Source organism: Tunturiibacter empetritectus (assembly GCF_013410875.1).
GTDB classification, from domain to species: Bacteria; Acidobacteriota; Terriglobia; order Terriglobales; family Acidobacteriaceae; genus Edaphobacter; species Edaphobacter empetritectus.
The window spans coordinates 45,035-57,941 of record NZ_JACCCU010000003.1 but is presented as its reverse complement, the minus strand read 5'-3'; the positions used below and the strand labels follow the sequence as shown (position 1 = coordinate 57,941).

Below are 12,907 nucleotides of genomic sequence, written 5' to 3'. Positions count from 1 at the left end.
ACTCTATGACGAACCTTCGATGGACCATCGCGATTTGCCCGACAGCCACGGCGCTTTTGTTGGCCGGATGCATGGTGGGGCCTAAGTACCACACGCCTCCGGCCGTTGCGCAGGCGCCGCCGGCGACGTATAAGGAGTCGCCGACACAATTTCAGGATACGGATGGCTGGAAGGTGGCACAGCCTCAGGATGCGATGCTGCATGGAAAGTGGTGGGAGATCTATGGCGATCCGGAGCTGAATGCGCTGGAAGAGCGGTTGAACATCGATAACCAGAACATCAAGCAGTTCTTTGCGAACTTTATGGAGGCGCGCACGCTGGTTGCACAGGCACGCTCGCAGCTTTATCCGACTGCGTCCGTAGGACCTTCGTATACCCGCTCCAAATCTTCAGCGAATCTTGGGCGTTCGTCGCAAGCCAACACGGGCTCAACGAACTCTGTTGGCTCTCTGCCGCTTTCAGTTTCGTGGGAGCCGGATGTTTGGGGCAGAGTTCGCAGCACGATTCACGAGCAGCAGTACAACGCACAGTTGAGCGCTGCCGATCTTGAGAATGAGAAGCTGACCGAACAGGCGAGCCTTGCCACGTTTTTCTTTGAGATACGAGGTCAGGATGCGCTGCAGGCAATTCTGAACGACACGGTGGAAGCGGATAAGAAGGCACTGGAGTTGACGCAGGCGCAGTACGAGACCGGCGTTGGCGACCGGATTTCGGTGGTGGAGGCGCAGAATACACTGCAGAATGTGCAGTCGCAGGCGATCAATCTTGGGGTGGCGCGCGCGCAGTATGAGCATGCGATTGCGCTGCTGGTGGGCGCCAATGCGTCCGACTTTTCTATTCCGGTGAGGGCTTCGAGTGTGACTCCTCCACCGATACCGATTGGGTTGCCGTCGGCGCTGCTGGAGAGGCGGCCTGATATTGCTGCTTCGGAGCGAAATATGGCGTCGGCGAATGCGCAGATTGGTATTGCGACGGCGGCGTACTATCCGAATCTAACGTTGAGCGCTTCGGGTGGATTTGAGAGCTCGACCTTCAAGCATCTTCTTGATTGGCCGAGCCGGTTCTGGTCGATAGGGCCGACGGTGAGCGAGACGGTCTTCGACGCCGGGCTGCGAAGGGCAACGGTGAATCAGTTTGTGGAGGTCTATAACGCCGATGTTGCGAGCTATCGGCAGACTGTTCTTACGGGATTTCAGCAGGTGGAGGATGCGCTTGCTTCCGTGCGTATTCTTTCGCAGCAGCAGTTACAGCAGCAAGAGGCGGTGAAGTCGGCGGAGGAGTTTGTGACGCTCCAGACGGCGCGGTATCAGACGGGCATCGATCCTTACGTGAACGTGGTGACAGCGCAGACGACGCTACTGACGGATAGGCAGTCGGTCGCGTCTCTACGAGTGCAGGAGATGACGGCCTCGGTGCAGTTGATTGAGGCGCTGGGCGGAGGGTGGGATCGATCGCAGTTGCCTACCCCGGCGCAGGTCTCGAAGAAGCTGACGAAGGCAGAGACGACAACTCAATAGTGAGGCCGCAGGTGTGACCTTTGCTTGATGATCGTGTAGGGTTTTCTATGTCAGGCGCGGGGCGGTCTTCGCGTTCGAAAATTCCGATCGTCACGATCAAAGGTGCGGGTTGAATGCGAATGAGAGTCTGGGGATCGGCGTTGGTGCTGTCGTTTGTTGCAGGTTCGGTGGGGTTGGGTTCGGTGGCTTTGGCAGCTAGCTCATCAGTTCCTGAGAGTGTGACTCTGTCGGCTGGCTGGCAGCTGCAGGATGCGGCGAAGGTGACGCAGGCCGGGAATGCGATCGCTTCGGCAAAGTTTAAACCGCAGGGGTGGTACTCCGCGACGGTGCCTGGGACGGTGCTGACGAGCCTGGTGAATGCAGGCGCCTACCCGGAGCCTTTGTATGGGGAGAATAGCCGTCCCGACAAGATTCCCGACAGCCTTGCGCGCACGCAGTACTGGTATCGCACGGTCTTTGAGGTGCCGAAGACGTACGCGGGGAGGCATGTGTGGCTGAACCTGGAAGGAATCAATTTTTCAGCACAGGTGTGGGTGAATGGGACGCAGGCTGGCACGATGAAGGGCGCGTTCAAGCGGGGGATCTTCGATATCTCGACCGTGGTGAAGCCGGGTAAGAGGGCGGTTCTGGCGGTGCTGGTGTCGCCGCAGCCTCATCCGGGCGTGCCGCATGAACATACGATTCGGGATGGTGTGGGCAAGAATGGCGGCATCACCGCGATTGATGGGCCGACGTTTCTTTCGACGATTGGGTGGGACTGGATTCCGGCGATAAGGGATCGGGATACGGGAATCTGGCAGAAGGTTTTTCTCTCGGCGAGTGGGCCGGTGGTGATTAAAGATCCGCTGGTGACGACGGATCTTCCTTTGCCTAAGACGGATACGGCTAATGTTTCAGTGCAGGCGCGAGTGGAGAATGTAACGGATGCGCCGCAGAAGGGCGTGCTGAAGGGAAGCTTTGGGGATGTAACGTTCGAACAGAGCGTGGAGGTGGCGGCGCATAGTTCACAGACGGTTACAGTCGATCCGAAGAATACGCCGGCGATGCATGTGGATCATCCGAAGCTGTGGTGGCCGAATGGGTATGGGCCGCAGAATATGTACACGCTGCACTTGAGTTTTGAGGTGGATGGGAAGACTTCGGACGACAAAGATGTGAGCTTCGGCGTTCGCAAGTTTACGTATGCTGTGCCTGATTCGGAGAACCTGACGATCTCGGTAAATGGGGTTCGGGTGTTTATTCGCGGAGGGAACTGGGGGCTGGATGAAGCGATGAAGCGCAATCCGCGGGAGCGGCTGGAGGCGCAGATTCGGATGCACCAGATTGCGAATCTCAACCTGATTCGCAATTGGGTGGGACAGAGTACGAGCGAAGATTTTTATGAGCTGTGCGACAAATATGGGATTCTGGTGTGGGATGAGTTTTTTCAGCCGAATCCTTCGGATGGGCCTGATCCAGATGATTTTGATACGTACATGGCGAATGTGCGCGACAAGATTCTTCGGTTTCGCAATCATGCCGCGATTGTTTTGTGGTGTGCACGGAATGAAGGATATCCGCCGAAGAAGATTGATGATGCGCTGCGCGTTTTGATGACTGAGCTGGAGCCGACGAGGTTGTACCAGGCGAACTCGGCTGATGGGCGCGGGGTCAACTCGCATGGGCCGTATCACTGGAGGACGCCGCGTGAGTTCTATGTGTATGACGAGGCGTTCAAGACAGAGATTGGAAGCATGTCGGTGCCGACGCTGGAGTCGATTCATGGCATGATGCCGGAGAAGGATTGGGAGACGATCAACGACGACTGGGCGCAGCATGACTTTGCCAAGGGCGCGGCGGATGGCGACAAATATCCGGCGATGATTGCGGACAGGTACGGCAAGGTGGCGAATCTTGCGGACTTTGTGCGGAAGTCGCAGCTGGCGAACTATGAGGCGTTTCGCGCGATGTATGAAGGCCGCAATGCGAAGCTGTTCCATCCGACAACGGGCGTGATTACATGGATGAGTAATCCTGCTCAACCCAGCTTTGTGTGGCAGCTTTACCACCATGATCTGGAGCCGAACTCAGCGCTGTTCGCGGTGAAGAAGGCGGCCGAGCCGGTTCATATTCAACTGAATGAGGCGAATGGCGAGGTCCAGGTGATCAACAATCTGGATACTCCGCTGGAGAGTGCGCATGCTCACCTGGCGATCTACAACCTGGATGGGGTAGTGCAGTATCAACACGACTTTGACGTGTCGGCTGCACCGAGCCTGGCAACGACGCTCGGAAGCGTGGAGTGGCCTTCAACGCTTTCGGCGGTTCACTTCGTGAAGCTTGAGCTGCGTGATGCAACAGGGAAGCTGATCTCGGAGAACTTTTACTGGCGTGCGCTGCCGGAGCATCAGGATGATCTTAAAGCGTTGGGCAGCTTGCCTGTGGTGACGCTTGGAGCGTCGGTGATTCGCCGCGATGCGGAGGACAAGGTCTTCGTTACTGTGACGCTGCAAAATACAGGGAAAGACATTGCGCTGATGACTCACCTGCAACTGCGGCGCAAGCGCTCGGGAGAACGAGTGCTGCCCGTTTATTACAGCGACAACTACGTGTCTCTGTTGCCGAACGAGACGAGGACGATCACGATTGAAGCTGCGACCGCGGATCTAAAGGGAGAGGACGCCCTGGTCGTTTTGGATGGATGGAATGTTGGAGTGACCTCCGCTACTTCAGCGGGGGCTGGTGTTGAAGCTAACGTGGGAGCTTTGGTGGATCACTGGCGGCTCACCGGGTTGCCCACGGAAGGGGCCCGGTGAGCCGCGGCTGAAGACGCGCCTACTCTTTGGTCTTGAGCAGGCTGTCGTTCTTTACGATGAAGTCCTCGATCTCGGATGCCATTGCGAGGATCTTGCGCCACTGCTCCTTGTACAGAGTGACGGGAAATCTACCGACTCCATAGAGGGACAACCCACCCTTTTCGCTGACCTTGAGACTCAGTCCACGCACACTCTTGTTCTTCAGTTGATCGTTCTCTGCTCGCAAGCGTTCGAGCTCTGCTCTCAAATCCTCTTCAGACATGTGTCCTCCTTGACCATGTGTTCTGACTACGAGAATACGACAAAGGCCGAAGCCGGGTTTGGAGAGACAATCGGCTGAATAATGATTGCGAAGGTCGCCTTGATTGCGCCGGAGTCGCTACGCAATGTTGCGGCTATATTTTGTTATTCCTTCAAGTGCTGCTCGATCTCTTCCAGAGTTTTGCCTTTGGTTCGGCAGGAGGAAGATTGCCGTGAGGAAGTAGATAACGGTGAAGGCAGCAAAGACAAAGAACATTGTGGAGTAGCCGTACCGAGGACGACAGGCAGGAAGAGGACAGCAGGTGTCGATGATGACGAGAGCGATGCTCATGCCTACCGAACGGATGCCGGTGGCATAAGCTTCAGGAAGACGCCTATACTAAGGAACTTATTAACGACTATTGACAAAGAATCTCCACTGCCCGATACTCGTCAATATCATTTATGGTGACTCGGAGCCTCTGATGCAGGTCAATCTAGCAGGTGTAGAGGAGGATTCAAGTCGCGGGATGGGGATCCTCGGAGCCTGCACCTCTAACATGCTCAACATGATAGGCGTGGGCCCGTTTCTGAGTATTCCTCTTATCCTGGTCGCAGTGCATGGCTCAAAGGTTTTGCTGGCGTGGATTCTGGGTGCGGCAATCTCATTGTGCGATGGTCTTGTGTGGGCAGAGTTAGGAGCTGCGATGCCTTACTCTGGCGGTCCTTACTTCTACTTGCGACATGCATTTGGAGCCGAGTCTTATGGCAGGGCGGCAAGCTTTCTTGTTCTTTGGTCCTCTGTACTTACTGCGCCGCTTCTTATCGCCTCGGGCGCGGTAGGGTTCTCACAGTATTTTCATTACCTCTGGCCTTCCGTTCACGATGCGGGCCTTTGCGCGTTGGCAATGGCTGTCTGTCTTATCAACGTGATATTGCTTTATCGCAGAATTACTACGATCAGCGCAATCTCGATTGGTCTCTGGATATTAGTTGTCGGAACGATCGTCTGGATAATCATTGGTGGAGCGGAGCACATTCCGTCTGCTCTCAGAGCGCAGATCAGTGGTGGGTATCCGGTCTTAGATGGCGCCTTTTGGAAGGGCGTGGGTGCCGCGACTTTGATAGCTGTCTACGATTATGCCGGTTACTATAACGTCTGCCTGATCGGCGGTGAACTGAAGCGCCCCGAACGCACGATTCCCTACTCAATTATCGTCTCCATCCTCCTGGTAGCTATTCTTTACATTGCAATGAGCCTGGCCATTCTAGGTGTATTACCAGTTCAGCAAAGCATGCATTCAAGTGCGATCGTAGCGGACTTCATGCAGACGGTCTACAGTGTCAAGGCTGCTAGAGTGGCCGATGTGCTTATCCTGGTTGCTTCATTTGCATCAGTATTTGCGATTCTGCTTGGTTACTCGCGCATTCCATTTGCTGCCGCAAAACAAGGGGAGTTTTTCAGTGTCTTTGCAAAGCTGCATCCGACGAAAGACTTTCCACATTTCTCGCTGGTTATCTTAGGCATTCTCTCTGCTTGCGCTTGTATGCTCAGCCTCAGTACGCTCATCAGCCTTGTAATTGTCATCCAGACGATGGTCCAGTTTCTTGCTCAGTGTGTCGCCGTAGTTCTACTACGTCGCCGCCATACTAAAGAAAACAACGCCACGTTTCTTATGCCGCTCTATCCTTTGCCGGCAGTGATCGCTTTTGTGGGATGGCTTTTTATTCTTATCTCCAGCGGGGCGAGAAATATACTCACCGCTTTTGCGATGACGTTGGTAGGAGTAACAGTTTTTCTCTATAAATCACGCCATGAACAAAGATGGCCTTTTGAAATCATATGACTAAGAGCAGGAATATTGCCGTTGCAGGTGAAGTGTTTGTAGACCATATCTTCACTGATTTCGATCACGTTCCGTTGCCGGGAGAAGAGGTATTCGCGGAGCAGTATCACCGTGAGGCTGGAGGCGGGACTGTCAACACGGCATGTGCTCTGGCTCGTCTGGGACATCACACTTCCATCTTTGGAGTGTTTGGAGAAGATGAAGAGGCGTGGCTTCGGTCGAGGCTTAGTTCGTTTGGAGTACACGCCGAACATGCTCGCTCCTCCGAATTGCCCAATGCGCTTACTATAAGTATGTCGACAACAGTGGATCGCAGCTTTTTAAGCTATGCAGGGGCAAATAGAGTTCTGGAAGAGTTTGTAGTTTTGCCTGAGACCATTGCCGCTCTTTCCATGGCTCAGCATATTCACTTTGCGATGCCGCTTGAAGTGGGGTTTGCAAGAGTATTGCTGCCTTCTCTACGAAACGCCGGTTGCACTCTTTCTATTGATCCTGGGTGGCGTAAGGATTGGTTTCTGAACTCTGACAATCTTGATGTATTACGCATGGTAGACATATTTTTGCCGAATGAAAGCGAAGCGCAGTTGCTGACGGGGCGCACGACGCCGGAGCAGATGTTGCGTGCATGTGCTGAGTTAGGGTTGGAGCACACGGTTATCAAGTTAGGGTCCCGGGGGGCAGTCGCTCTTCAGAATGATCGCCTGTACGCGATGGAGCCGCCCAATGTTCAAGTTGTAGATACTACCGGCGCGGGTGATGCTTTTGATGCGGGGTTCATCGATGCATGGTTATCCGAGGCCGATCTGGAGGAGCAACTACGGAGGGCGTGTGTTTGCGGGTCTCTTTCTACCCGTGCCCGCGGCGCACTCACCGCTTTGCCTTTCCGCGAAGAGATACTGGATGACGTGCTGGAAAAATCTATCTTTTGATCCGTGGAGAACGAATGTCGAACCTGCTGATGGATCCTGCGTTCGCGCCACTTGCCAAGGAACCGAGAGCGGTTCTTCGTAATGCTAACGTCGCGCGTGAAGCGCTCTCTGCTGCGCGGCTGGAAACGCGGCCGTTGCCATCAGATTATGATCTTGAAATTACAGACTACGATGTTCGTCTTTCTGAGGAAGAGAAGGCGCAGATACCCGTGCGGATCTATCGCAGAAAAAATGTGATAAGTGCGTTACCTGTCCTGCTTTACTTTCATGGTGGTGGGTTTTTTTGCGGTGACCTTTTTTCTGAAGAGTCACAATGTGCCCATTACGCTCTGAACGCAGGGTGCGCTGTTGTATGTGTTGCCTACAGACTCGCACCCGAGGAGCCGTTTCCTGCTGCCCTTACCGACTGTTATCGGGTGCTTGAGTTTCTTTGGAGCAAAAGTCGCGATCTGAATCTCGATCGAGACTTTCTCGCTGTTGGAGGTTCGAGTGCGGGCGCGAATCTTGCCGCCGCGGTCTCACTTCTTGCCCGCGATCGCACCGGGCCGAAGATCTGCTTTCAGATGCTATTGATTCCGGCACTGGATGACCGTCTTGAGACTCTGTCAGCACGCCAGTTTACGGACGTTCCTGACTTTGGCAGATCTGAGGCAGAAGTTATGTGGCGCTGGTACCTGGGTGAACACGCACATAATATTTCGCCCTATGCAGCTCCGGCACGAGCGAAGGATTTATCGGATCTGCCCACTTCATACGTTCTCTGCGCGGGCCTTGATCCGTTGCGCGATGAAGGTCTTGACTATGCACGTCGTCTCACAGAAGCCGGAGTGGCCGTTGAACTTCATCTGGTGCCATCGATTCCTCATGGCTTCGCGAGTATTCCGTCCGCTGCGATCTCAAAACGGTTGCTGAAAGAGCAGGTCGAGGTGCTGCGTGGTGTGTTTTCACGCAAATCGGAGCAGTTTTGAGTCTATTTAGGGGGAGCTTTCAGAAATGCGCTCAGGCGGGGGTGGCTGGATCGTCCTTATCTTTATCCCTGATGGTCAAAGAAAGACTCTGAATCGCATGTGGTTCTCGCGAACTATTAGGAAACGTCAAGAGATCGATTTGGAAGCATCGTATAGGTTATCTGGATCATAAGCTCGATGAGAAAATATGACGTTGAACTGGAGCCTGGCCAAACCGCACGAAGTCTTGTTGCTGATAGGGCTGATTGGTGGACCAGTTGTTATTACCTTATGTCGGAAGGACGGAAGTCTCTTCCAAGATCGAACAAGGCGGTGTAATGAGTAAGAGCCGGTTGCTGATAGGTAATCCAGCATTAATGCGTCAGACGAATGCGCGCACAATTTTGATGCTGTTGAAGAAGCTAGGCCACTCCTCACGTGCAGATATTGCACGTGAAACCGGCATGAGTGCACCAACGGTTGCGAACGTCGTCTCTGATCTCAACGACATGGGGCTTATTGAGTGGATCGGGGAAGGTGCTTCGAGTGGAGGGCGCCGACCAGACAACCTTCGCTTCAAAGCTGACTATGGGTATCTCGCAGGCGTGGATATCGCGGCTGATTCGTTTCGCGTACTACTGACTGACCTGAACGGAACTCTTCTCGAGGAGCAATATGAACCTCTTGCGAAGGAAGCCCGCAACCCAAGCGCTGTGATTGAGGTGTTGCGCGTCTCTCTGAAGGAATTAATGCAGAGACGTGGTCTGCCATGGAAAAAATTACTAGCGATGACAGTTGGTGTGGCGGGAATCACCAATGTTAGAGACGGGATTGTCATCTCTGTCAGCGGCTCAGACACCTGGAGAGATGTTCCTCTTCTGGAGCTGCTGAAAGAGCAGTTTTCCTGTGCTCTGTTTGTTGAGAACGATACGAACCTTGCTGCAATTGGCGAACACTTTCGCGGGATTGCCCAATCCGAAGAGAGCTTTATTTTCGTGACCGTTGGTGCGGGCGTAGGCGCGGGGATATTTGTAAATGGCAGGATTGTGCACGGATCAAGTTGGTCGGCTGGTGAGATAGGTTATCTTCGTATCCCCAATATTGCCAGCATGCAGCCTTCGTTGTACGAATTCGGCCGCCTCGAGCAGGTACTGGGCGCTCCTGGCATTCTGAGAAGCTGGAATGCAGTAAGTCATAAGGCTGGAGTGCCGTCGAAGGTACGTAAGGCAAGTAGCGTGCTTGACCTTGCGTTAGAAGGAAACTCAGTTGCACAGAAGATCGTTCACCAGCGCGCCCGCCTTCTTAAGGACGTGGTTCTGAATCTCTCTTTAACTCTGAATCCCAGCCTTTTTGTATTCGGAGGCGATCTTGGCGCCCATCCGGCGCTGCTCGAACCGACAGTGGAGATGCTCCGCAAGAGTGAAGTGGCGGTCGCCAGGGTGCTCCCGAGCAGCCTGGGAAGTTCGGCGGTCGTATGGGGTGCCATCGCTGTCGCAATGAGAGATGCAGAACAGAATCTATATCGCTACTGAATCGAACGGGGATGAGATGCAGAAAACTAGTTAGATTGCTGGATATTCCTCTTCTGGTTGTTTCCATCCCCCGGCTGATCTCCTCGTAGAGAAAAAGAGCAGGTTTTAAGTTTGAAATCCTTGTTGACCATTCCAACATTGTAATGATAGGTTCGTAAGTATCTTTTTGAGCCTAAGAATTAAAGTCGCATTTCGAGTCGACGCGTCGTCATAAGCAGATCTCTTTTGTGGGTAACACTTTCTGGTTGGCCCATTCTGTCTATCGACGCATCGATGGAGGTTTCGAATGTCAACGAACGTCGAAGCGCTTACTCCCCGTAATCCTGATTGGCTGCGTCATGTGCACTTGGATCGCATCATGGATCCTCTCTCCTATCCTGTTCGCTCGATGCTTTATCACGGTGCCGCTTACCAGGTCTTGCCGAGAGTGATCTGATGCGACTCTATCCGAGTTCCCAACTTTCAACCGCGGGCGGCTGCAACCTGCCCATCGAGTTCAAGGAGATTCCATGAAACGCGCTGTTCTCCCCTTATTCCTGCTCCTCAGCCTGATCATGCCCTTGTTGCCCACCAGGGCCTCCGCCCAGAGCATTCCCAATTGGGCGGTCGGTGTGTCTTACTCTGTTGGTTCGCTGGTGATGTATCAAGGTGTCGAATACCAAGCGCTCCAAGCTAATGTCTCCGAAGCAGGTTGGGATCCCATCGACGCTCCAGCCCTTTGGCAAAAGGTCGGCAGCGGTAGCTCCTGTACAACGATACCCAGCACTCCTACAGGTCTAACAGCTTCTGGAACCACTAGTTCCAGCACGAATCTTAGTTGGTCTGCAGTCACCTCCCCCACCGGCTGCAGCGTTAGTTACAAAGTATTGCAGGGGGCAACCTCTATTGCGGCGCCGACGACAACATCCGATGCTGTAACTGGCCTTTCCGCTTCAACCACATACAGCTTCGCCATCGAAGCGACAGATGCCGCCGGCACATCAGCCGCCAGCCCTGCAGTGAACGTAACGACTCTGGCAGGGTCCGGCGGTGGCGGAGGCACGTGCGGTACAGCGTGGAGCGCCACTGCTGTCTACACTGCGGGAATGACAGCGAGCCTGGGAGGGCAAAACTATGTCGCTAACTATTGGACACAGAACCAGAGTCCGGCGACCAACAGCGGTGGCGCCGGCAGTGGGCTGCCCTGGACTGCAACAGGAGCCTGTTCGAGTTGCACAACTGTGCCCAGTGTCCCAACTGGATTGGCGGCTTCAGGGACAACCAGCTCCGGCACGAACCTAAGTTGGACAGCGGACACCACTCCCACAGGGTGCACTGTTAGCTATAAGGTACTGCAGGGTGGAACCTCCATCGCAACCCCGACCACGCCATCCGATGCAGTTAGTGGCCTAACTCCTTCGACGACTTACAGCTTCACGGTGGAGGCGACCGACTCTGCTGGCACTTCAGCAGCGAGCTCCGCTCTCAATGTGAAGACATCTGCAAGCTCCTGCACGACTAAACCCAGCGCGCCAACAGGGTTGACGGCTTCAGGTGCAACTTCCTCAACTGCAAATATTAGTTGGACAGCAGTATCTGCTCCATCCGGCTGCACTGTCAGCTACTCGATATCGGGAGGACCGTCCACTCTAACTTCAACGACTGCATCCGATGTTGAGAGCGGGTTGGCTCCATCCACCACTTATACCTTCACAGTAGCCGCTACTGACTATGCCGGTACGTCGCCCGGAACTTCGGTAAACGTTACAACGACCGCACCAAGCACGTTGATCGTTGGCGGGTGGTTTGAAGAGTGGAGCATCTATTACGCCGGCTACAACATTGCGAACATGCAGACCAATGGTGTGGCCGACAAACTGACGCATCTTTTTTACGCTTTCAGCGGTTTGACAGCACCAACCTCTGCGACCGCGGCATGCGTCATCGCTGATTCCTATGCCGACTATCAGAAGTTGGGTGTGCCTCAGGTCACTGGACCATACAGCGGAGCCGGAGGTGTCTATGGAAACTTTGGCGCAATCCAACAACTTAAAGCGGCCCATCCCAACCTAAAGACGATCATCTCCATAGGCGGTGCAAACGCTGCCGCGGTGACTGCCTTCACGACTGCCGCCAGCACTGCAGCGGGACGCACAGCGCTAGCCAGCTCGTGCATCAATATCTTCATTCAAGGCAATATCGCCTCAGGGATCACCGCTCCGGGCCTGTTCGATGGCATTAATATCGATTGGGAGTTCCCGACGCCGACGGACACGACTAACTTTACTGCATTATTGACAGAGTTCCGCAGGCAACTGACCGCCCTATCGGCAACCACCGGTAAGACATATCAATTGACCTTCGATGCGCCCGCCGGTCCCTCAGACGCGAACAACCCGGGCGGCTTCGATACGATCGATATCCCAGGGACATTCGCTCAATCGGACTTCGTCACCATCGATGGCTACAACTACGCCGGAGATTGGGAGTTAGCAACCAACGACGCATCCCCTATATACGACGATGCTGCCGATCCCTTGAATGGAACCGGCAATACGATTGATGCGACGGTAAACTATTACCTCGCAAAAGGTGTACCGGCGTACAAATACACCATGGGCTTCCCGGCGTATGGTGCCGGGTGGACTGGGGGATTGAATAGTACAAACTGTGGCGAGTATCAGAACGCGACTGCGGTTTCTCCAGTTCCTAACGCCAATGGGGCCGGGGTTTGTTCAACAGGTAATAACCAAAGTTCGCCGGCAGCAGGATGTGACACATTGCTGACGAACGGACTAGCCACTTATGGGACGATCAAGAATCTTCTAAGCAACGGGTACACCGCTTGCTACGACTCCACAAGAATAGCCACTTCGGCGTTCAACCCAACTACACAGACAGTCTTCAGTTATGACGACGCTACTTCAATAGCCGCGAAGGCAACTTACATCAAGGCACATGGTCTTGGTGGCGGGTATGTGTGGGCGGTGAAAGACGACGATGCCAATGGAACCATCGTAAAATCGCTTGCTGCAGGTCTCAATCCGTAGAGATCGTCACGAATGACTGGGGCGTCCTTACCAAGCTAAAGGTAGGACGCCTCCTAACATCCGGCTTCTTC

The 12,907-nt window shown here is 54.2% G+C and carries 9 protein-coding genes; 7 read left to right on the top strand and 2 right to left on the bottom strand.

The window, feature by feature from the left end; genetic code table 11:
- Positions 1-5 precede the first annotated feature (5 nt).
- Entirely contained in the window at positions 6-1,517 is a 1,512-nt protein-coding gene (locus HDF08_RS18020; RefSeq protein ID WP_179640082.1) for an efflux transporter outer membrane subunit, read from the top strand.
- A 113-nt stretch (positions 1,518-1,630) separates the two neighbouring features.
- Positions 1,631-4,312 carry a glycoside hydrolase family 2 protein gene (locus HDF08_RS18015; RefSeq protein WP_257031260.1) on the top strand — a complete coding sequence of 894 codons (2,682 nt, stop codon included), beginning with the start codon at positions 1,631-1,633 and terminating at the stop codon, positions 4,310-4,312.
- 19 nt (positions 4,313-4,331) lie between these two features.
- Here HDF08_RS18015 and HDF08_RS18010 read toward each other — a convergent pair whose 3' ends face one another.
- Together HDF08_RS18010 and HDF08_RS18005 are read right to left on the bottom strand one after the other, a co-directional pair.
- Positions 4,332-4,574 carry a hypothetical protein gene (locus tag HDF08_RS18010; protein ID WP_179640081.1) on the bottom strand — a complete coding sequence of 81 codons (243 nt, stop codon included), beginning with the start codon at positions 4,572-4,574 and terminating at the stop codon, positions 4,332-4,334.
- A gap of 117 nt (positions 4,575-4,691) precedes the next feature.
- Entirely contained in the window at positions 4,692-4,904 is a 213-nt protein-coding gene (locus HDF08_RS18005; protein WP_179640080.1) for a hypothetical protein, read from the bottom strand.
- Between the two features lie 133 nt (positions 4,905-5,037).
- On the opposite strand from HDF08_RS18005, the gene HDF08_RS18000 reads away from it, so the two are divergent.
- The 5 genes from HDF08_RS18000 to HDF08_RS17980 all read left to right on the top strand — a co-directional run bounded on the left by HDF08_RS18000 (position 5,038) and on the right by HDF08_RS17980 (position 12,836).
- On the top strand, positions 5,038-6,399 hold the full coding sequence (locus tag HDF08_RS18000; RefSeq protein WP_179640079.1) for an APC family permease: 1,362 nt from the start codon (positions 5,038-5,040) through the stop codon (positions 6,397-6,399).
- Positions 6,396-7,328 (top strand): carbohydrate kinase family protein, encoded by a 933-nt coding sequence (locus HDF08_RS17995; protein WP_179640078.1) that lies wholly within the window; start codon positions 6,396-6,398, stop codon positions 7,326-7,328. The genes HDF08_RS18000 and HDF08_RS17995 overlap by 4 nt, the downstream gene beginning before the upstream one ends.
- Positions 7,329-7,342: 14 nt before the next feature.
- On the top strand, positions 7,343-8,296 hold the full coding sequence (locus tag HDF08_RS17990; protein WP_179640077.1) for an alpha/beta hydrolase: 954 nt from the start codon (positions 7,343-7,345) through the stop codon (positions 8,294-8,296).
- A 248-nt stretch (positions 8,297-8,544) separates the two neighbouring features.
- Positions 8,545-9,807, top strand: coding sequence for an ROK family transcriptional regulator (locus HDF08_RS17985; protein ID WP_179640076.1), 1,263 nt, complete (start codon positions 8,545-8,547; stop codon positions 9,805-9,807).
- Between the two features lie 509 nt (positions 9,808-10,316).
- On the top strand, positions 10,317-12,836 hold the full coding sequence (locus HDF08_RS17980) for a glycosyl hydrolase family 18 protein (protein WP_179640075.1): 2,520 nt from the start codon (positions 10,317-10,319) through the stop codon (positions 12,834-12,836).
- Positions 12,837-12,907 lie beyond the last annotated feature (71 nt).